Here is a 21,859-nt window from a genome sequence, read left to right as displayed (position 1 = left end):
TTGCGGACCGCTTACACCTACGCAAGTGATCTTTCAGGTGTAAAATATTGATCGGATGTGACAATAATCGATGAAATGGAACAATATCCGCACCAAACTGATCGTTTTTTTACTTCTCCCGACCCTTGTCTGTATTATGGCAACGATGTACATCAGCTATTCTTACACGACCCAGTCGTTGCGTACACGGGCTGTCGACGAGAACAAAAATCTGCTCTATCAGGGCTACAAAAACATCGACAGCCTGATTCAGGAGATCAACCGGCTGTCGCTGAGCGTGTATTCCGACTCTGATTTTTACCGCCTGCTGGAAGCCGGTTATGATGACCTCTCCTCCGATATCGCCATTTATAATTCGCTCAGCTACATCTCCACTTCACTGCCCAATATCTCACAGGTGTACTTATACGGCGTCAAGGACGGCAAAGCCACGCTGATTACCGACAACACTACGCCTAAGCGCTGGCAGGGAAGTCCTCCCTATCAGGAATCCCATCTGACGGACAGCTCCCCGGTCAAGGTGCAGAGCACACATATCAGCAATGTGTACGGGCTGAGCCTTCCGCTGACCCAGTTTGTTCCCGAGCCGGTATTTACATTCCACCGCAGGATTGAACGCATACCTTCCTCGGAAGCACTCGGTTATCTTTCGGTTGACGTCAAGCTGGCTGCGCTGACTGAAATTGTTGAGCAGCTGTACGAGCAGGACCAGGAGAACCTGTATCTGGTCGATGGCGATGGAACCGTCGTCTACGGACGGGATGAAGCCGAGCCCGGCAAAGCGCTGAAGGCAGACTGGTACAGCGGCCAGATTGAGGCAAATGCTGAACCCCAGGGGTATTTTGAGGAAGGCGGCTCTGTCTTTATTTATCAGAAAATCGAGAGCACCGGCCTGAGCTGGACGCTGATCAAGCAGATTCCGGTCTCCTATCTGTTCCGTGAGGCCAAGGAAGCCGCAGGCATCAACATTATGCTGCTGTTCCTGCTAATGAGCATGATTATTGCCCTGACAGTCCTGATCTCCTTCCGGATCACGGCCCCGATCAAGCAGCTGACCCGGTATATGAACCAGGTGCGGACCGGTAATCTGGAGGTGGATATCCGTCCGGCGGGGAATGATGAGATCGGTGTGCTGACCGAGCATTTCCGCAGCATGATGGACACGATCAACAATCTTATTTTGCGGGAATACCGGCTGGAGCTGTCCAACAAAACCAATGAGCTGAGGGCGCTGCAGTCGCAGATTAATCCGCATTTTTTGAACAATACGCTGCAGATTATCGGTACACTGGCGCTTGAGATGAAGGTGCCGCAGATTTACTCCCTGCTCTCCGCGCTGGCCAAGATGATGCGGTACAGCATGCATAACGATGAAAAGATCGTCACGGTCAAGGATGAGCTGGAGCATGTCAAAGCCTATATTGAGCTGCAGCGCGAGCGTTTTGAAAATAAGTTCACTTTCCGCTACGATATGGATGAGCCGCTGCTCGGTGCACTGATGCCGAAGATGATCCTGCAGCCGATAGTAGAGAATTACTTCAAGCACGGCTTCAATCTGTCGCGGACGGATGGATGGATTGAGATTTCAGCGAACCCGCTGGACGGGGGACGGATGGAATTTATCATTCAGAACAACGGTACAGCCATCCCTTCAGCCAAGCTGGAGCGGCTGCGCCTGGAGCTTACCCGGCCCGATCCGCTTGACGTTTCTCTGCTAAAAAACAGTGAAGAAAGACGTGATGCGCCCGGCGCAGGCATCGGTCTCGGCAATGTGCTGGCCCGCCTGCGGCTCGTCTGCGGGGAGGACGCTTCGCTTACTGTGGACAATCTGCCTGAAGGCGGGGTAATGGTCAGACTGGAAATTGACATACAAACGGAGAGTGAACGCATATGAAGGCGCTGATTGTAGATGATGAGGCAAGAGTCAGGAAGGCGGTCCGTCTGCTGGTGGACTGGGACGCCCATCAGATCGGAGAAATTATGGAGGCCGGCAGCGGCAATGAAGCGATAGAACTGATCCGTGAGCACAAGCCCGGGCTCGTCATTATGGATATGATGATGGAATCCGGCAGCGGCATTGAGCTGATGACCTGGGTCAATGAATTTGCCGGGAGCACGAAGTTTATTGTTGTCAGCGGGCATAATGATTTTGACTTTGTACGCGAGACAGTCCGGCACGGGGGGATTGACTATATTCTCAAGCCTATTGAGCCGGAGGCCATCAATACGGCTGTCGCCAAGGCGGTTGCCGCCTGGCGATCCGAGGCGGAAGAACGCAGCCAGCAGCAGCGGCAGAGCATCCGTCTGAACGAGATCAAGCCGATCTACGGCGAGCGGCTGCTATCGGCGCTGATTGATGATCCTGTGACCGCTGAGACTACGCTGCGCCGGCTGGTTGCCGAGGGCGTTATTCCCGGCAGTGCAGGAGCTGCGCGCCTGCTGCTGGTGCAGACGGATGCCGGCAATAACCCGCTGCTGCGGCGCTTCGGCGGAGACAGCGAGCTGCTCTATTATGCCATCGTTAACATCTGCAACGAATTTCTGCAGCCGCAAGGCAAAGGCACTGCCTTCCGCTACTGGGGCGGTCCGCCGGAAATCGCCATCCTGCTGTGGGATGTTCAGGAATCCGTCACAGAGCTGATCGGCAAAATCAATCAGGGCCTGTTCCATACCCTGCAGCTGCGGATGCACTTCGGCATCAGCCCGGCCGGCAGCCTGCCCGGCAAGCTTGCTGCGCAGCGCACAGAAGCTGCCGAAGCCCTGCTGCGCCGCAATCTGCTGCGGCATGAGGATTATTGCCACTTCAGTGTATTTTCGGAAGAATACCGGCAGGATGTCGGCGCGGCCGGAGCAAAGCCGATCTTCGCCGATGTTCAGGAGGACTGGAAAATGGCCGTTATCAGCGGCAATCCTGCCGCCCTGTCCGACGCCGCCCAGCATTGGACCGAGGAGCTCAGCCGCAGCGGTGTCATCACTCCGGAGATGCTCGGCTCCTGGAAGGCGGATGCCCTGCTCTTCCGCTCCAGGCTTGTCCGTGAAGCACTGGGCAGCCGGGCCGACGGTGCTCTGGCAGAGCTGGAGCTGGCCGACCGCGATAATCCTGCTCCTTACGCCGGAGGCTACTCCTTCTCCCTGTTCGCCTGGCGCGACTGGTCCCTCGCTCTGATGCAGAGCCTGTCCCGGGTGCTGTCAGCCGGACAGGTCAAGGAACGCAATCCGCTTACAGAGATCGTTAAATATATCGACCAGAACTACCAGTCCGACCTCTCGCTGCAGGAGGTTGCCGGCAAATTCTTTGTCAGCCGTGAGTATATCTCCCGCAAGTTCAAGCAGGAATATGGCATTAATTTTACCGACTATATCGGCACTGTGCGGATTGAAAAGGCCAAGCTGCTGCTGCAGAATCCGAACCTGAAGCTGTCGCAGATTTCAGAAATGGTCGGCTTTCATGATGTGAAGTATTTCAGCAAGGTGTTCAAAAAGCAGACCGGAGTTACGCCAAAGGACTACCGGGTACAGGTTATCCTCTGATGACCGGCAGGCGGGAGTCAGCCCAGCTCACTATTTGCTTCTCCAATTGTGAATCAAGCAGGTCAAATGTCTATGCACAGAAGGCGGGTGATGCATAAGATGGGTTTGTAAGATGATCTTGCGGAGGAGGTAATACGATGAGCGGTTGTGCAAATGTAGGCGGTCTGTTCACTTCCACTACTACTATCCTGGTACTTTACATTCTGCTGGTAATTATCCTCAGAACATTCTAGTAACCAAGAGCTAAGCAGCAAGAAGCCAGGCAGCCGCAAACGGCTGCTTGGCTCGGCTAGTATTGAATTAGCGAAATTAAGTGTACAGAAGTGTAATAACCAGCAGCTCATACAGCACAAGGGTAAGAATGGCCTCGTCACTGCTGCCGAAAAAAGCCCGCTGTCCCCCATGCTGCTGTACCCCCAGATAAAACAATCCCCGGTCACAGCCCAGAATTCTCCCTGTAACAATCTGTCCGTCCATCGTCTGCACCTGTACAAGCTGATTGACATGCTGTCTGCATACATTGTGCAAATGATGTCTGACTGATTTCAGATTCTGCACATATTGATTATCCGCCTGATACAGCACTCTCTGCTGCATCCCCGCCTGAATCCCCATTGTAAGCACACTACCTTCCTCATCTAAAGTACTCCATAGTATGCCTAATATGCTTCAAGGGTTCTTTAATTGTCCTGTCCGTACCAGGCTAAAAAGGCTTCAGCCACCGCCTTGCCGGCGTGACCGTTCGGATGCGGATCAAACTCGTTACTCATGTATTCCGGACGGATCCGGTGCTCCTGCGGTGCAGGCTCTGCCAATACAGCGGCTATATCGAATACCCGGTCTACGTAGGCGGGAGAATTATTGCGGATCACTGCATTCACCTCGCGCCAGTAGGTCTCCCGCTCTTCAGCAAAGTTGAACGGGGGCACGGTGCTGAGTATAACTTTGGCTGCCGGATTGGCTGCCTTGATCGTGCTGACTATCGCCGCCAGATCACCGAGCAGCTCATCTGCGGTCCGTTTGCCGATATCCAGATCATTGACGCCCAGCACCATCAATACTTCGTCGCCCTGCTTCGCCTTGTTCAGCCATGGCCCGTCTGCAGCCACATCATAGGCCCTGCCCCAGCCTGAGCCGATGTTCCACAGGCCGTAATCTGTTCCCAGCCCTTCGGCAATGCGCGCCGCCCAGTAGGTATATGCGTCCTTCTCCGTACGCACACCCTGGGTAATGGAGTCCCCCAGAAAGACAAGCTTCTTGGCTACCTGTTTCTTATAGCCAATATAGCTCGGGGCTACCAGCAGCTTATCTGATTCGGTGAATCCCTCAGCCGTTTCACTGCCCGCCAGGCTGCCCGGAGCATCGAATCCGCTGACCAGCATCCCCTCAACGTTGTACGGGAAGGACTTGCCCGGTGCCGGCGTCTTAATCGTCCAGGTGAACGCCAGATAGTGACCCTCCGGCAGCTCAAGCTGAACCTCATCGCTCCAGAAGCACTCACCGGGAGCAACCTGCCGGGAGCCTGCTCCGTTGAATGTAACCGCCACCTGCGTCCCGGGCGTAACTGTGCCATTGGGCACAAGTCCTCCGTCAGCGATATAGGCGGCTTCGATCTCCCACTCTCCGCCCGGCTCACTGCCCTTGGCTTCCTGCCCCAGATCCCAGGTGGAGTCCACGCTATTACTGTGCCAGAGCTTCAGCGTCAGGCTGCCGTTCTCCCGCAGGCGCACATAAGTCCGGTATGTATGAGTGAACGGCTCCGCCGCATTCATAATATAATTCGCAGCAGTAGATACTGCTGTTGCCGATGAGTAGGCGGTCTGGCTGAGCACCCCATCGTTATCTTTAATGTTCATAATCATTGCTCCTATTCTGTTATGCTACAGATCCAGTAACCTCTAACCGGGCCCCAATATTTAGTTGGATTTTCGCCACCTAATTCCCTCACTTCTCATCTTTTGTGGCAGCGGTTTTAGTGAAACAGGTCACAAATTTCCCATTTAATAAGATTAAGATTTAACCAGATGAAATAACACTCCGTTGCGGGATTGAGCCCTTACAGGTTCCGCTCTCCAAAAAAACTCCCTAATAAACCGGGAACAATCTGTCCCCGGTCATTAGAGAGCTGGTATTAGCTTATTTCAGTGTAATCGTGAAGGAGACAGACTTCGCTCCGGCAGCCACGTTCACAGTGGTTTCATCCGCCTGCTCAGCACCTTCTACGGATGCGATGGCACCCAGGTCCTTGACAGCCAGCGAGAACGCTTTGCCGCTGCCTTCAGCCGTTACAGTTACCTTGCTGCCCTGGCGTTCAGCCTTCACAGTCAGCTCAGGCGCACCCTTGATATCGCGGACAACCGTAGTTGTAGCAGCTCCGTCTTCCAGTGAGTACAAGCCGAACTTCACGCCGTCTGCAAAATCATAATCCGGACGGGTATCTTCACTGCCTGTAGCAAGCAGCGAGTTCTGGCGGACGAACAGCGGCAGGCTGAAGAAGTCATGCTTCTCTTTGCGCCATGCTCCGCCTGTTACGGTTTCGCCGCTCAGCAGGTGCGTCCAGCGGCCGGCCGGCAGATAGTATTTCACTTCACCGTTCTCCTGGAAGATCGGAGCAACCAGCAGCTTGTCACCAAGCATGTACTGGCGGTCCAGCACTTCACAGGTCGGATCTTCAGGGAACTCCATCACCATGGCCCGCATCGAAGCCCAGCCCTCTTCATGCGCCTGTCCGGCAACATCATACAGATAAGGCATCAGGCTGCATTTGAGCTTGGTGAAGAAACGGGTAACATCCACTGCTTCGTCATCGTAAGCCCAAGGTACACGGTACGAGGTGCTGCCGTGCAGACGGCTGTGGCTGGAGAGCAGGCCGAAGGCCAGCCAGCGCTTGAATACATGCGCCGGAGCCGTATTCTCGAAGCCGCCGATATCATGGCTCCAGAAGCCGAAGCCGGATAGGCCGAGGGACAGGCCGCCGCGCAGGCTTTCTGCCATCGACTCGTAGTCTGCATAGCAGTCGCCGCCCCAGTGTACCGGGAACATCTGTCCGCCGGCTGTAGCCGAACGCGCGAACACTGCTGCTTCATTTTTGCCAAGCTTTTCTTCCAGTACATCAAAGACAACCTTGTTGTACATTTGGGTGTAATAGTTGTGCATCTTCTGCGGGTCAGAGCCGTCGAAGTATACAACATCCGTAGGGATGCGCTCGCCGAAGTCTGTTTTGAAGCTGTCCACGCCCATGTCCACCAGGTCACGCAGGTAACCAGCATACCATTCGCACGCTGCAGGGTTGGTGAAGTCCACCAGGCCCATGCCGGCCTGCCACAGGTCAGTCTGGTATACGTCGCCGTTTGCTTTTTTGATCAGATAGCCGTTCTTCTTGCCTTCTTCAAACAGCGGGGAACGCTGTCCGATATAGGAGTTGATCCATACACAGATCTTCAGGCCTTTCTCCTTCAGGCGTTTCAGCATGCCGACAGGGTCCGGGAATACGCGCGGGTCCCACTGGAAGTCGGTCCACTGGTATTCACGCATCCAGAAGCAGTCAAAATGGAATACATGCAGCGGAAGATCACGCTCTGCCATACCTTCTACGAAGGAGTTAACCGTTGCTTCATCGTAGTCAGTGGTGAACGAAGTCGTCAGCCACAGGCCAAAGGTCCATGCCGGCGGAAGCGCAGGCTTACCGGTCAGGGAGGTATATTTGCTGATAACCTCTTTGATCGAAGGTCCTTCAATTACGAAATATTCAAGGCTCTCTCCAGCTACGCTGAACTGGGCCTTTTTCACTTTTTCCGAAGCGATTTCATACGAAACGAGTTCCGGGTGGTTAACGAATACGCCGTAGCCTTTGCTGGTCACATAGAATGGAATGTTCTTGTAGGCCTGCTCCGAGCTGGTACCGCCATCCTTGTTCCAGAGATCAACAACCTGTCCGTTCTTCACAAATGGAGTAAAGCGCTCGCCCAGCCCGTATACATATTCGCCTACGCCGATATCCAGCTCTTCACGCATGAACGTGTTGCCGTCCTGATCGGTAATGTAAGCCATCGATTTGAAACCGCTGCCGGTAATGCGCTCTTCACCGCGGTAGAAGTCCACGGACCAATGCGTGCCTTTGTTGATGACAACACGGAGTCCGCCGCTGATCAGCACGGTTTGTGCTTCGGTTTCTTCGATTTGTACGTGATCGCCCGTTCCCTTGGTCAGCTCAAAAGCCGGTCCGCGGTCAATAACGCCGTCATTGTGAATGATCTTCACGCCTACCACGCCTGGAAGCGGGGAATGGAATTTAACAGTAAGGAGCGTGGAGTTCAGTGTTGCTGCACGTCCTGTGATTGGAGTTGTTTGTGTAATTGCAGTCAGACCCTCAGCAGTCTTTTCCACTACATAGTTCTGTACTGCGCCGTTGATATTGATTCCTTCGCGAACCAGCCAAAGGCCGTCTGTAAATTTCATGTGTGTGCTTGCCACCCTTCAATTTGGTGTTTATAGTTGCATTATAACGATAACAAAACAACAAAACTACTATAATATAGCTTATTTATAACACTATTTTGATGTTTACCTGCCAAGGAGGCATAATAATGGACCGCACATCAGAGCGATTGCTAAAAGAAGACCGCGCACACGGCGATGTCATGTTTCCGCTGGCCGCCTACTGGATCGAGCTTCCGGCCGGAACCCACATTCTTGATACCCACTGGCATGAGGAGGCAGAGTTTTTTATGCTGCTTGAGGGGGAAATCCTGTTCCAGGTGGATACCGATTATTCCCCGCTCCGCGCGGGCGAAGCTGTGTTCATCGAGTCAGGGGATATTCATGCCGCCCATGTCCTGAAGGAAGGCCCTTGCCGCTTCTGCGCGCTGGTATTTCATCCGGATCTGCTGGCCAGTGCCCAGTACGATACGATTCAGCAGACGGTTATTCTGCCGCTTCAGGAGAAGCGCCAGAGCTTTCCCCGCCATATTACACCGGCTATCCCCTGGCAGCAGGAGCTCCTGCTGCAGCTGGAGCGGATGATGGACGCATATGCTAATAAAATGCCCGGATTTGAGGCCTTTATGAAAGGAACCCTGCTGATTATGCTGTCACAGATTGCCGCACCGGACCGTTCCGTGAACCATAGCCTGTCGCCGGGTGCGGATAACGCCAAGGTTAACCGGCTTAAAAAGGTTATCCTGTATATTCAGGAGAACTATAAGGAGCCCATCCGCACCAGTGACCTGTCGGGGCTGATTCCGATGAGCGAAGGCCAGTTCTGCCGTTTCTTCAAGGCCATGACCCGTAAAACGCCGGTGGATTATATTAACTCCTACCGCATCCGCCAGGCGGCTTCCCTGCTGCAGCAGACTGAACGTAAAATCTCCGACATCGCACTGGAGGTCGGCTTTGATAACGTAAGCTATTTCATTAAAGTGTTCCGCAAAGCAATGAACTGCTCGCCTTCGGAGTTCCGTAAAGAGGCGGTGCAGATCGCGGGTGTGGGACAGCTGCATCCGTAAGAAAGCTGCTTACCGCTTCCCCGATACGGTTAAGTACCTGTAAGGACGGGTCCGCCCGTCCGGTAAATTTACTTACAGGAGGCAGATCCCATGAACCAGCATGTCACTATGCCGAGTGAAGTACAGGAATATTACAATACGATCAACCAATATCAGCCGGAGGCTTTTATCGATTTGTTCGCTGAAGAAGCCGTAGTCAGGGATAACGGAAAGCAGATTCAGGGCAAAGAGGCCATCCAGGCCTGGGGCGAAGCAGAGCTGTTCTCCGCCAAGGTCCGCTTCACCATTAATGAAATCGAGGAGTCCGGAGACAGGATCGCTGTAACTGCAGAGATGGAGGGCGAATTTAACCGGAACCGGGTGCCCGCCCCGCAGCTGTTCAGACATGACTTCAGGATTCGTAAGGGTAAAATCAGTTCGCTGGATGTTACGCTAAAATAAACACTGGTCCTGCATCTGAGGACAGTAAAGGGAGCCGCAGCTGCGGCTCCCTTCTATTATTCCCCAAATGTAAGAATCAGCTGAAACTCTCCATGGTTAAGTTCGGCCTCAAGGCTGCCTCCCTGCTTCTCCACCAGCTGCTTCACAATCGCAAGGCCCAGTCCGAGCTGGCCGCTTGAGCGTGAAGGATCAGTGGTGTAGGTCCGTTCGAACAGCCGGGGCAGATCCTGCCTGCGGATATGCTCCGTATCGTTCGCGAACACCATTTTCACCTTATCTGCTTCTGTAAACAGAGAGATTGCGAGCCGGCTTTTACCGTAGCGCAGCACGTTCTGCAGCACATTGGAAAAGATGCGGATCATTGCTTTTTCATCCAGCGGAATCATCCTCACCGACTCCTCCAGATTGAGCTGAACTTCAATGTTCTTCCGCACAAGATCTGTGTGGAACGCCAGAATCACTTCTGTGAGCAGGCTGTACAGATATTGCGGCTGCCTATCCAAAGGATAATCTCCGGAATCTATACTCGACAATTCATAGAAGGATTCCACAATATTATTCATTACGTCCAGCTTGCGCAGGATAATCGCCAGATACTCCTCCCGCTCCGCCGCCGGTACAGCAGGATCCCTCAGCAGATGGGCATAGCCCTGCAGTGAGGTTAGCGGGGTCCGTAAATCATGTGAAAGGTTTGCAATCTCCTCCTTAACAGCGCGCTCCCTTGAGCGATGAAGGACCTGCTCCTTCCTGCGCTGCTCCAGCTGCCCGTTGACAGCTGCCACCAGCTGCTCCATTTCACGGCCGGGCAGCGGCAGCTTTAGATGAAGGTGGTGTACAGAAGGAGAGTCTGCATCTGCAAGCTGCCGTCTAACCTGAATGATGCTGTGCCGCTGCAGCAGATACGCTATCAGCAGGAAGACAGCAGCCAGCGCTAACAGAATGGCAATAGCCGGGTGCATGCCTCCTCCTCCCTCCTTAGACCAGCGTGCAGATGACTGCTATGGTCAGAATTCTTCTTTATTAAATAGATACAGGCCCAGCGCGCAAAAAATCAGTGTATAAGCTGCTCCTGACACCCAGGGCTCCCAGGCGGGATAAGTCATTTCTTTATAAAGGTTGAATAAATAGTAGACAGGGTTATGGCTGTAAAGCCATGCTGCCCAGGCAAATTTGCCTTTAAGGGCACCCAGAATATAATGGGGCAGGAAATAGATCAGCAAATAAGCGATCATAATCTGCGTATTCTTCTTCATCACCGCTGCCAGACAATAGTAGGTAGTGATACCGGCGATCATTACGGGCAGCACGCTGAGCAGGCTTTTGCTGTACTCCGCCAGTGCATGCTCATGGCTGCGGTTCAGCAGAGCCGCTCCAAACAAAACCGACACCCCCGTCAGGGCAAGTGCGAACAACAGAAATCCGGCCATTGTAACCATGAGCTTAGCGGCATAAATCTGATGTCTGCTGTAGCCGTACGCTGCTGTATTCTTAAGCACCTGCTTATGTTCGCCCATCAGAATCAGCGGGAAGGTAAAGAGCAGCAGAAATATTAGCGGCATCATAGCTTGAATATTACGGTAGAAGAAACGCTCATTACCGTATTGAAATCCGGGATCGAACTGCTGGAAGCCATACAGGGTTATTGCTGCTGCAGCCATCAGCAGAATATAGAGCAAGCCTGTGTAATAATAATTCCATGTCCGTACAAAGCGGTACTGCTCGCTTTTCATCAAATTAAGCATGCTTCTCGCCTCCCAGCAGACCCAGATAATAGGCTTCCAGATCTTCTCCTGTGGCAGCAATCGAACGCACGCCGACCCCGTGGCTATACAGCGCCCGGTTCAACTGTTCTGTCTTGTCTGTACCGCCGGACAGCCGGATCCGGTTGTCAGGCAGAATCCGGTACGGGATGTCCGGAAAATGCTGCTCAAGTACTGTAGCTGCTTTGCCGCTGTTATCTACAACCAGCTCGACAGCTCTCTGTGTCTTGTGCAAGAGCTCCTCAGCCGTCAGCTGCTCCACGATCCGCCCCCGGTCCATAAAAATATAACGTGTAGCCACGCTTTGCAGCTCAGACAGCACATGACTTGAGATCAGGATCGTTACCTTCTTCTCTTCATTTAAAGTCCGCAGCAGCTCCCTGATTTCAGCCTTCCCCTCAGGGTCAAGCCCGTTGGTCGGCTCATCCAGAATCAGCAGGTTCGGATGCGACATCAGGGCCAGCGCCAATCCCAGACGCTGCTTCATCCCGAGAGAGAACGCTTTGAATTTCTTCTTACCCGTATCCAGCAGGTTTACGTCCCTAAGGGCCTGCACGATAGCTTCTTTACCTGCAATACCCCGCTGCTGGCGGAAATACTCCAGGTTCTGCCTGGCTGTAAAATCCGGAAAAAAAGCCGGTTCTTCAATCATCGCCCCGATTCTACGGCGCTGCTGCCTTACTCCGGCGGGATCCTTTTTTCCATAAAGGGTAATTGTGCCTGAGGTCGGAAACACCTGCCCGGTTACACATTTGAACAGGGTGGTTTTACCTGCGCCGTTCTTGCCGATGACTGCAGCAATATCGCCTGCCGCAATACTTAATTGAATATCCTGAAGCGCGGGTACATCCTTATACGTTTTGCCGAGTGACTCTATCTCCAGTATACAATGCATCATCACTAAGACTCCCTTGCACTTTGATAATTTCATTGTATCCAGTCCACTTTTAATAAGCTTTAAGTGAAATCTTAAGAAAGGATAAAGAAGCTCCTCTACACAAGCTTGAACCCGATTCCCCAGACGGTGCGGATATACTCCTCTTCCGTTACCGCGGCGAATTTGGCCCGCAGATTGCTGATATGTACGTTAATCGTGTTGTCATCTCCGAGATAGGTGCCTTGCCAGATATTCCGGTACAGCTCGCTTTTGGAAAAGATATGGTCAGGCCTTGACAGGAGCAGCGCCAGAATCTCAAATTCATATTTTGTCAAAGCAAGCGGCTCATTGTTCAGCACAACCTCATGCCGGCCCTTGTCCATAAACAGACCGCGCAGCTGTGCTGTCTCCCCGCCCCGCTCCTGTACGGGTGCATATTGCAGACGGCGGAGCTGTGCGTGCACTCTGGCCATGACCTCTTCCTGGTCAAAAGGTTTGGTAATATAGTCATCTGCCCCATGGCGCAGCAGGCTTACTTTATCCTCAAGCGTGCTTTTTGCAGAAATGACGATGATTGGAACAGTGGACTGCCCGCGGATACGTCCAATCAGCGCCTCTCCTGCCATACCGGGCAGCATCAGATCCATCAGCACCAGCTGATAGGCTTCAAGTGACAGCCTGAGCTCCGCCTCACTGCCCGAAAATGCCGGAATTGCGGTTAATCCTTCAGCAGCAAGGATATGACACAGCAGCCGGTTAATATCGGCATCGTCTTCTACGACAAGCACTTTTATATTACTAGGGTTCATGTCTGTTTCCTCCAGCCTGATTATTGCTCTTACCATTACTTCAAGTTCGATTACAGCGGGTGCTATTTGCATTTGAACGCTCTGCTCTATTAATCTTAACGTATTATCCATTTAACTGGTAGACCGGACAATCAACAGGCCTGAAACTGCACCGGCATTATGCCAATACAGTCTCAGGCCTGATTGTTGCTCTAAACTACCGGTTTCAGTCTGCCGCCTGCCCCTTGCGGATCACAATAAAGCAGGTGCTGTCCGGCAGCGGCACCCCGTTTCCGTCTTCATCCATCACATTAACCCGGCCGCGCAGCGCCTCGGTGTAGCCCTCCTGCAAATAGTGGCGGAACACCTCAAGCTGCGCCCGGCCGCTTAAATGCTCGCGGATAAAAGCCTCATACTGCGACGGAGTGAAGTAACCGAACTGCTCCTGAACCTCATGCACGTAAGCCTCGGCTCCCCAGGTGTACGTGTATAAGAATTCCATCGCATCGTTCACCGGCATCTGTACTTCCTGCTCTGAAAGTACCTGGTACTGAATCTCCCGTCCGGCAAAATCCTCCGCATAACGCTTCAGCCACTCCAGCCCGTTCTCCTCCAGGAAGCGGATTCTCCGCTGCTGCGTTTCCGGCTCGGTCATAATCCCGTCACGGATAATGATTACTCCGCCTTCAGCCAGCACCTCAAAAGCACTCGTTAACGCTGCAGCAACGGTCCGGTGGTTAAACTTCCGGCCATCCATCGGCACATAGGAGTATAGCTCATGCAGAATTGACGAGAAAATAACCGTGTCCACCCTGCCCGCATCCACGTACTCCTTCAGATTCAGCGCATCTCCCTGCAGCACCTCCCAGTGCCGTCCTTCCCGGGCCTTCCGCTGCTGCAAGGCTTCAATTACATTGCTCGAGATATCAATGCCGACCGGTGTAACCCCGGGCATCCGCTCTTCGATCAGATCAAGCAGCACACCGCCGCCCGGTCCGATGTCCAGCACGGTGCTGCCGGTAATATAATCAAGAATGACGGATTTATAATCTGCAGTATCATTCATCTGGCTCAGATAGCTGTCCTCATTATGGAACCGGTCGAAGGCGTCGCGCCGCAGCTCAAACAGGTCGAACAGCATCAGCACCGCCCGCTCATACAGAACCGACTTCTCAGCTTCCATACAGAATTCGATCAGCTTTTCTGCGGCAGGCGAGAACTCGAAGTCGAAAAATACCGTATCCGGCAGATGCCCCTGCCGCCGAAGCTTATGCACCAGATGCGGATTGCCCGGGGCAAGCTTGCCCTCCGCAATATCCCTCCAGCTCAGGCCGGACAGATATTTTTCAATAATCCGCTTCTTATATACATTAATTTTCTTGGTTCCCTTGTAATCGTAATAGATGCTGTTCATCACGGCTTCAAAGCTGAGATGACCTAGGCCATTGCCGTTGCCATTGCTGCTGTTGCCGCCGCTGCTGCTGCGGGCAGCCAGCGCCAGCACCTTAAGGAACTGCTCCAATGAGAAGGTCTGCAGTGCGGATTCCGCATACCAGAAGGTAGCCGGCTGCAGCTCTTCAAGCCTTTCTGCGGGCAGCCCTTCCTGCTCCAGACGGCTCCATTCCGCTGCAAAATCCTCCCCGCGGAGAATCGGGCCGGACCGCATGCGCCGCAGCCGCTCCTTCATCGGCAGCGGCTCAGCCGGCTCGCCGGATGTGACGGCAGCGATCAGCTCCATGATCTCGCTGCGCACGTCCTGCCACAGCACCGGCGAAACGGCGCCGATAATGCAGTGGTTCAGCGCAAACAGCAGCCGTTCCAGCTCATCTGCGGTCAGCAGCCCCTCCTCCATAATTACCGCCAGAGGGCGGTTGACCTCCGGCGGTACCTCGCCGCGGATCTGCTGGCCGAGCAGGCCGTGCGTCTCGATCAGGCGGTGCACAATGACCAGCGTTTCCGCGTCCGGCACACCAGCCGCTCTGAGAGCAGAGGCCTGCGGCCTTCCGGCGACCTCAAACGTCTCCTCTGCAGTATGCTGCCAGTACAGCTGGGCAGAGCCTATATTATGGGCAAAGCAGTTGAGGCCCTCCTCCTGCCACCTCCGGCGCTGGCGCGGGGTCCCGCCTTTGGCTGTCTCTGACCAGATCAGTGTCTCCTCGGCCAGCTCCTTAATCCAGTAAGACAGCTGCAGGCTGTCAAGCAGCCTGAGGCTCCGTTCCACATAGTCCAGCACGGGATTGCGCTGATCCAGCTCCTGCAGCGATTCCACCCGCTCCAGGTTAACGATCGGCATCTCGGCAGACACAATAAGATTAAGCCATGCCGGACCGGCCGAAGGCTGCAGCCGGCCTTCGCGGTAAGCTTCAATGGCTTGCAATGATTTCAGCATGGGAGGCCTCCTATGTAATATAAGTTAGTACTTACTATACCATAGCCCCGCTTCACACCGTTTGAATCAGGCGCAGCCAAAAGGTCTTACTCCGTCCCCGTAACAGAACCCCTGCCGTATCATCTGCCGCGCTTCCGTTTTCCTCTTCTGCCCCAATAGATTCCGGCCGCTGCCAGGACAGTCAATCCTGTTATGAGCACTATGATTACCGTCAGTCTGCTGCCGCTTCCCGGCACAGCTTCGGCCTCCTCTGCGGCAGGTGACAGTACGGGAACGGCTGACGCCTCCGGTTCAGCAGAAAGCTGCGGAGCCGGAGACGGCTGTATTGCCTCCTCTGCCAATGCATCCCCGGCAGATACCCCAACAATCGAGAAGCCCTCCTTGGTTATCGTATAAGGAACGGTTTCGCCGCTGCGGAAATGCATCCGCAGCTGCAGCTCCCCGTCCTTCACCCCGCTCCAGAAGTCATCCGTGAACTTGATTTCACCGGTCTTGTAATCCGGGAAGAAATGGCGGATATATTCCTTGAACGGTGTCCACTCATCCGGACCGGCATTGCCGCCGCCGGTATAGACTGCTTCCAGGGTAGCCAGACTGTCCCCGTTGAACAGGACCGGCAGGGAATAGATTCCTTGCGGCCCCTGCGAACTTCGCAGAACAGGAGTATCGTAATGGATCAGCTTGATGGGCCAGTCAGCTCCGGCACTAAATTTCGCGGTCAATACCGCATTCACCCCGTACTCCTCCGTGAGCAGGCTCTCAAGCAGCGCGGGGGTGAGAATCAGCTTTTCTCCCTCAAGCCTGTAGTCCGTGCCCTCTGTAAGCACCTTGTCACCGGCCAGCAGCTCCCTGAAGGTGTTGCCGTTCATGTTCAATTCCAGCGCGGTATCCTGCAGCGGCGAGCCTTTTCTAATGTAAAGCGAATCACTTTGCGCATTGGAGGAACGCCCCTTCCAGCCCTGCACCATCACCTGATGCAGCTCCTCATCCACCCATTTGAAGGTGCGCCTGTCGAAGTGCTGCCCGTTGTCCCAGAGCAGCAGCGGCATTTTTTTCTCCCGGGCATAGTAGCCGATATATTCAAAAAACTTCAGAATCTCGCCATGCTGCACCGTCTCCAGTGATTTATCGAACCCCAGCAGGCCGTATTCGCCGACGATGACCGGAATGCCCTTCGAGGTAAAGATGTCGTATGCCCGGTCGAAGGCCTGAATCAAATCCTGCCTGGCGGTATCATCAAAGGTTATCGCGCCGGCTGTGTTCACACTGAACGCATAATATCCGTAGTAATGGAATGTTGCAATCAGCCGCTTGTCCTTGAGCTTACTTATGGTCTTGGACAGCTCCTGCAGCCTGGCCTCGGTCGGGGCGGCTGTCAGGGTAGAGAGTACCAGCGGACGCTTGCCGTTGTTGCCGCCGGAGCTGCGGACGATGCTGTGGAAGGAGACGTTCAGCTCATCCAGCATCGTGAAATATTCAGGCTCATCCTTACTCCAGTCGTCGGAATAGCGCGGCTCATTGACGCTCTCGAACATCAGGGTATCCGGATACGCCTTGAAATGGCCGGCAATCTGCTTCCAGGCGGCGTTGAATCTGGCCATCACCTCATCATGCTCCGCCGCCATGTCCATAATCCAGTTGGAATCGTGGTGGAGGTTGATCATCACATGCATTTTCGCCTCCAGCGACCAGTCAACTACCTCCTGAATGCGCGCCATGAAGGCCGGATCGATGGCATAGTCCGGGGCATCCCCCATCCGGTGCCTCCAGGTAATGGGAAGCCGGATTGTTTTGTAGCCCTCGGCGGCAAGCTGGTCAATAAAGGCCTTGGTCACCGGCGGGTTGCCCCAGGAGGTCTCCTCACCGCTGGCCTCAAAGGTATTGCCCAGATTCCAGCCGGGACCCAGTGCTTCCACATAAGCCTGCAGCGGTGTCCCGGCTTCCTTGGCCTGAGCAGGCAGAGCCGGCCAGGCCAGGGCAGCCGCCAGCAGCAGGATAATCAGGCTGAACGGATGTTTTCTTTTCATTGTAAGCACCCTTTCCTAGGCAGCGAAGCAGCACTATCCGATAATGCCGCTCCGCTCCACACTCTCCACAAAATACCGCTGCACAACCATATACAGCAGAATCAGCGGAATAATAGCCAGCAGAATGCCGGTATCAATAATCATGGCTACGTGGTTTGGATCAGCCTTAACCGCAGACCCGCCCCCGCCTGCCCCCAGCATACCCGGAATTAGGGCATTAGCCTGAGCCGCCAGCGAGCTGACCTTGGTAGGCATCAGCGCCAGCTCACTCATAAAGAGCGAAGTGAAAAAGGTATCATTATACTGCCACACGAAGCAGAACAGGATGACGGTAATCATCGGCGAGACCGCATTGGGCAGCATGATCTGCAGGAACGTTTTTACTCCGCCCGCGCCGTCGATCAGGGCTGCTTCTTCAATCTCCTTCGGCATCCCCTTGAAAAACTGGCGGAAGATATAAATGAAGAGGCCGGCCTTCAGCCCGATCGCGGTTGCCGAGGTAATGATGGAAGGCCAGTACGTATTAAGCAGGTTAAGCCCGGACTTGCCGGTAATCAGATGAATGATTCCCAGAATGTCGAAGCTTCTGAAATGCAGGTACATCGGCACCATCAGCGTACTGGTCGGCACGAGCAGTGTCAGAATGACCAGTGCGAACAGAAGGTTGCTTCCCGGGAAGTTAAATCTGGCAAAACCGTACCCCGCCAGGGCGCAGGAGGCCGTGGTCAGCAGGGTCGTCACGACAACGAACAGCAGCGTATTGCCGAGCAGCGGGAAGTAATCCAGGATCTGCATTGCCATTCGGATATTATCCATCGTGAAATGAACCGGAATCATATAAATCGTCGGGTTGTAAATATCCGTCTTATCCTTGAAGGCAATGGAGAATTTCATCAGCAGCGGATAAATAATGATGAAGGATATACCTGTTACAAGCGCATAACGGAACAATGCGTACAGGATATCGACTGCCCTGCCTCTTACCTTCTGGATTCTGTAATGCTGGGCTTCTTTACGGACAGCTTGCGGGGACTGCATGCCGTATCCTCCTTTGCATAAATCAGTTGTAATGCACCCGTTTGGACAGCACGTAGCCCACTATGACCAGGATGATGCTGATAATCAGCGTATAGATCCAGGACATCGCCGCACTCAGCCCGAAGTTCTGGGTGGTGAACGCCGTGGTGAAGATCATTTTTGTTACTGCACTGCCTGAAAAAGAGTCGATGATCGTATAGATCACATTGGTCAGGATCAGCGGGCTCACGAGCGGGAAGGTGATTTTCCAGAAGGATTCATAGGCAGTCGCCCCTTCAATCTTCGCCACCTCATACATCGCTCCGGGCACGGACTGCAGCGCGGCAAGGAAAATCAGAATCTGCACGCCGGAGCTCGTTATAATCTCATAGATCCGCAGAATCGCATCGACAATGTAGTCCACGAACGACAGCGGCAAACCGATATCACTCAGAATCATCACCATGGACATAACGTTGTACTGGGAGCCCGATTGCCCCAATTCATTCACGGCGGTCGCATCGCCAACCAGATTGATCAGCCCCGAGGCTTCTGCTGCCGATATCGCATTGGAGGCCAGGATAACCGGCAGGAAAAAGATGGCCCGGGCGACGATTCTCCCTCTGAACTTCTGGTTCAGCAGCGTTGCCGAGAACAGGCTGAAGAACAGGATCATCGGCACATTCAGCACCATATCCCAGACCGATTCGGTCAGGACGCGGTTGAAGGTTGCATCGACAAACAAAGCATTGTTGAAATTGGCCCAGCCCACGCCTTCCAGCGTAAAGCCCGAAGGATCAACGGTTAATTTACTGAAGCTGAATTGGATGGACCGGAGCAGCGGGGCTGCGAACAGGAATATAAATCCGAGCAGCCACGGCGCTATAAAAGCAATTCCCAGCAAAGAGCGCTTATGCTGCAGGCTCAGCTTGTTTCCGTTCATGACGGTTCACCTTCAATCACATATTGTCCTGCACCGACAGCGGTTCCCCGCACGGAGACATCCTGCCCGGTGTAGTTGACATAGATAGATATGCCGTTGCTGTACTGCACCTCTACAACACCCTCCTGATGGCGTGTATGGTTTACAATCTGCGCATGCTGTACCGGGGAAAGCACCTCATTCACTTCCTTGTACATGGAAACCGCCTGATCATACCAGTCCTGATAGGAGGTCGCATACATGCTGTCAAAATGCGTGAATTTCAGCTTCGAGGACGGCTCATAGGACCACGAAAAGTAGGGTGCTGACCCCAGCTCAATGGAGCGGAGCAGCTGCGTGTGCATATCCTGCTCGTCACTCAGATTAACCGGTGCGCCGGTATAGCTGATGAAGCCATGGACCACCATCTGATAAAAGGGCACGTCTTCATCCGTAAGCGCAAAGCCGCTTGAGGATACTGGAACATTAATCAGATGATCGGCATAAGGCCAGGCATAGGCGTTGCCGCCTGAAACCATGGTCTGCCCGACATCCTGGCTGATTCTGTCCAGCTGCTCCTTCACGATGGCCTTGGCCGTTTCCCGCTGGATTACCCGGCTGGCCCGGAAATCAGAGCTCAGCACATTGCCGAGATCCCGCAGAGACACGCCTTCCATTTCAAAGCCGGCATACTTATCCATAAAAGCGTCCACATAATAGGGCAGCTTGGCTGGTGATAACAAATAGTAGCTGCCAAGTGTCATATCCATCCGGTTCAGCGCCCGGTTGTAAGGATACAGCTCCGCTTCCTCCCGTGTGACAAACCTTGCAGCGTCAGAGGAAGGTGTAAAGCCGCTGTCATTGTGATAGATCTGCTGAAAAGCCACATCCGGGAACAGTGTCCCGCCTGCCTGTGCCAGCTGATCCCGCAGCGCGGTCAGCTCCGGCTTGCTGCCAAGCACGCTTTCGGTCTTCAGCTTATCCGGCGTGGAGTGATTCACGCCTTTGCCGGACCAGCCGGTGTACCGCATCAGCAGCCGTCCGATGCCGTCCTGCTTCAATTCCCCGGCAATCAGTGCTGCCTGCCGGAAGGAGGTCATGGAAATCTCTGAGCGGTAAGGCACGCCGAGCAGTGACTTCTGCTTGTCGACAGCACCCAGCATATCTAGGTAGAACGGAATGCTCTGCTCCTCCGCCAGAGGCGTGAGCGCCTTCTCCGCAACCAGCTTATCCCGGTACAGCTCAGCCATCCCGGAATAGCCGGCTTTATCCTGGTTCAGGAAGCTGTAGCGGACCTGGATATCGCCCTTGTAGATTTCTTCGCTAAGCAGCTGTATTTCCTGGATGGTTGAACCCGTATACAGCTCAAGCTCATCCTCGCCCCGCAGGGAATAGCTGCTGTGAATGAAATTGTAGGAATTCTTTTTGCCGCTGATGTCAGCGGCGATACTCGCGATGGCATCGCCCTTCTCAATGACAGCGAACCACGCGCCATCCCCCGCCTTCATGCCGAAGACCGGCATCCGGGCATTCTGGCTGACCTGCCCGCGCCGGTAGCTGTTGTCATTGGGGTCCGGCCCGTACACGCGCTGCACATACTGCTCTTCCTTCACTTTGCCGTTGTTCAGACGGATCAGGCTGCCTGAGCCGTCAGGAACCAGCATATAGCCGTCTGTCAGCTGGTCAGCAGCGCCGAACATATTAAGCAGCTCCAGACTGCGGATCTGATATTGCCCGCTCTCCTTGACCTGGCCCACAGGTACCTTTACAACCAGCGAGCCTTCCTCAAGCCTGTATTCCAGCGGAATAACGAAATTGGGCTTGGAGGTTCCCGATCCCCCGCCGATTCCGTTCTCCGCATTGTCCTGCGCCAGATCCTCAGCAGAATAGCCCGCCAGCGCAAAGGCAGCGGTCATTTTCTTGAGCACCAGCGGCTTGGAAACCTGAGCATCGATCCGCTCCATGATCTCGGGGCTGCCGTCCTTCGGATAGTAGCGGGTTGCAACATACTTGGCGGTCGCTGCATCCAGCTTGGAGAGCACCGCCTCCTCCAGCCGGGCCTGACTGATATATTGGGGCAGCGCATCAATGCCTGCGGACGTATCCCCGATGGTATACGTAATCCGCAGCCCGTTCTTCAGGCTCTCGGCCGTGAACTGCTTGCTGCTGATGCTCTGGGCAAAGTTGGTGTAGGATTCAAGTGTCCCTACAGCGTCACGGAACAGCACGGTCAGCTGCGAGGACAGCAGCTCCTTCTCAAAACCCGAGGCCAGTGCATCCTCATTGCGGGCAACAGGATTGCTGTACCAGATCTGCCCCGCCCGTTTATCCTTCACCGCTATTTCAGTCGTCTCAGCATTATAGTATAAGGACAGCTCCGCATCCTCCGCTGCCAGCAGCATGCCTGGCACACCGCCGGAGGAATCGGGCAGCGCGGCCAGCTCGCTTCCGGCCTCAAGCTCAGCCGTCACCTCCATATAGGCGGAGGCTTCAACCGCTTCCGCTCCGCGGGAGCCGGAGTATAATACAGCCGCGGCAATGATACAGAGAACTGCGGCACAGGCGAGCACCGCAGCCTTTAATTTACGTTTTTTCACAGATGC

The 21,859-nt window shown here is 54.2% G+C and carries 17 protein-coding genes; 5 read left to right on the top strand and 12 right to left on the bottom strand.

Annotation, left to right across the window (positions count from 1 at the left end; genetic code table 11):
• The first annotated feature begins 70 nt into the window (after positions 1-70).
• From R70723_RS03900 to R70723_RS33890, 3 genes are all read left to right on the top strand, one after another.
• Positions 71-1,894, top strand: a complete 1,824-nt coding sequence (locus R70723_RS03900) for a sensor histidine kinase (RefSeq protein ID WP_039869963.1) — start codon at positions 71-73, stop codon at positions 1,892-1,894.
• On the top strand, positions 1,891-3,531 hold the full coding sequence (locus tag R70723_RS03895; protein ID WP_039869960.1) for a response regulator transcription factor: 1,641 nt from the start codon (positions 1,891-1,893) through the stop codon (positions 3,529-3,531). The genes R70723_RS03900 and R70723_RS03895 overlap by 4 nt, the downstream gene beginning before the upstream one ends.
• 137 nt (positions 3,532-3,668) lie before the next feature.
• Positions 3,669-3,764 (top strand): YjcZ family sporulation protein, encoded by a 96-nt coding sequence (locus R70723_RS33890; protein ID WP_209443621.1) that lies wholly within the window; start codon positions 3,669-3,671, stop codon positions 3,762-3,764.
• 76 nt (positions 3,765-3,840) lie between these two features.
• On the opposite strand, the gene R70723_RS03890 is transcribed toward R70723_RS33890, so the two are convergent.
• From R70723_RS03890 to yicI, 3 genes are all read right to left on the bottom strand, one after another.
• Positions 3,841-4,146 (bottom strand): hypothetical protein, encoded by a 306-nt coding sequence (locus tag R70723_RS03890; RefSeq protein WP_039869958.1) that lies wholly within the window; start codon positions 4,144-4,146, stop codon positions 3,841-3,843.
• 65 nt (positions 4,147-4,211) lie between these two features.
• Positions 4,212-5,387 (bottom strand): SGNH/GDSL hydrolase family protein, encoded by a 1,176-nt coding sequence (locus R70723_RS03885; RefSeq protein ID WP_231574820.1) that lies wholly within the window; start codon positions 5,385-5,387, stop codon positions 4,212-4,214.
• Between the two features lie 280 nt (positions 5,388-5,667).
• Entirely contained in the window at positions 5,668-7,989 is a 2,322-nt protein-coding gene (yicI, locus tag R70723_RS03880; protein WP_039869957.1) for an alpha-xylosidase, read from the bottom strand.
• A gap of 128 nt (positions 7,990-8,117) precedes the next feature.
• Between yicI and R70723_RS03875 the strand changes: the two genes are divergently transcribed.
• Both R70723_RS03875 and R70723_RS03870 read left to right on the top strand, forming a co-directional pair.
• On the top strand, positions 8,118-9,035 hold the full coding sequence (locus tag R70723_RS03875) for an AraC family transcriptional regulator (RefSeq protein WP_039869956.1): 918 nt from the start codon (positions 8,118-8,120) through the stop codon (positions 9,033-9,035).
• A 90-nt stretch (positions 9,036-9,125) separates the two neighbouring features.
• Positions 9,126-9,476, top strand: coding sequence for a nuclear transport factor 2 family protein (locus tag R70723_RS03870; protein ID WP_039869955.1), 351 nt, complete (start codon positions 9,126-9,128; stop codon positions 9,474-9,476).
• A gap of 56 nt (positions 9,477-9,532) precedes the next feature.
• Here R70723_RS03870 and R70723_RS03865 read toward each other — a convergent pair whose 3' ends face one another.
• The 9 genes from R70723_RS03865 to R70723_RS03825 form a co-directional block, all read right to left on the bottom strand.
• Positions 9,533-10,435 carry a sensor histidine kinase gene (locus R70723_RS03865; RefSeq protein ID WP_039869953.1) on the bottom strand — a complete coding sequence of 301 codons (903 nt, stop codon included), beginning with the start codon at positions 10,433-10,435 and terminating at the stop codon, positions 9,533-9,535.
• Between the two features lie 45 nt (positions 10,436-10,480).
• Complete coding sequence (locus R70723_RS03860; RefSeq protein WP_039869951.1) at positions 10,481-11,218, bottom strand: ABC-2 transporter permease; 738 nt, start codon at positions 11,216-11,218, stop codon at positions 10,481-10,483.
• Complete coding sequence (locus R70723_RS03855) at positions 11,211-12,134, bottom strand: ABC transporter ATP-binding protein (protein ID WP_039869949.1); 924 nt, start codon at positions 12,132-12,134, stop codon at positions 11,211-11,213. The genes R70723_RS03860 and R70723_RS03855 overlap by 8 nt, the downstream gene beginning before the upstream one ends.
• Positions 12,135-12,229: 95 nt before the next feature.
• Positions 12,230-12,922, bottom strand: a complete 693-nt coding sequence (locus R70723_RS03850; protein ID WP_039869946.1) for a response regulator transcription factor — start codon at positions 12,920-12,922, stop codon at positions 12,230-12,232.
• A gap of 205 nt (positions 12,923-13,127) precedes the next feature.
• Positions 13,128-15,290, bottom strand: a complete 2,163-nt coding sequence (locus tag R70723_RS03845; protein WP_039869943.1) for a class I SAM-dependent methyltransferase — start codon at positions 15,288-15,290, stop codon at positions 13,128-13,130.
• 119 nt (positions 15,291-15,409) lie between these two features.
• Positions 15,410-17,317 (bottom strand): cellulase family glycosylhydrolase, encoded by a 1,908-nt coding sequence (locus R70723_RS03840; protein ID WP_063837752.1) that lies wholly within the window; start codon positions 17,315-17,317, stop codon positions 15,410-15,412.
• Positions 17,318-17,350: 33 nt separating this feature from the next.
• A complete protein-coding gene (locus R70723_RS03835) occupies positions 17,351-18,355 on the bottom strand; it encodes a carbohydrate ABC transporter permease (RefSeq protein ID WP_039869940.1) in 1,005 nt (334 codons plus the stop codon).
• A 22-nt stretch (positions 18,356-18,377) separates the two neighbouring features.
• Positions 18,378-19,277, bottom strand: coding sequence for a carbohydrate ABC transporter permease (locus R70723_RS03830; protein ID WP_039869937.1), 900 nt, complete (start codon positions 19,275-19,277; stop codon positions 18,378-18,380).
• A complete protein-coding gene (locus R70723_RS03825) occupies positions 19,274-21,853 on the bottom strand; it encodes a DUF5696 domain-containing protein (protein ID WP_039869935.1) in 2,580 nt (859 codons plus the stop codon). Before R70723_RS03825 ends, R70723_RS03830 begins: the two co-directional genes overlap by 4 nt.
• Positions 21,854-21,859 lie beyond the last annotated feature (6 nt).

The sequence above is a fragment of the Paenibacillus sp. FSL R7-0273 genome (assembly GCF_000758625.1).
Lineage (GTDB): Bacteria > Bacillota > Bacilli > Paenibacillales > Paenibacillaceae > Paenibacillus_AQ.
The sequence above is the reverse complement of the archived record's forward strand: the minus strand, read 5'-3'. Positions and strand labels throughout refer to the sequence as shown.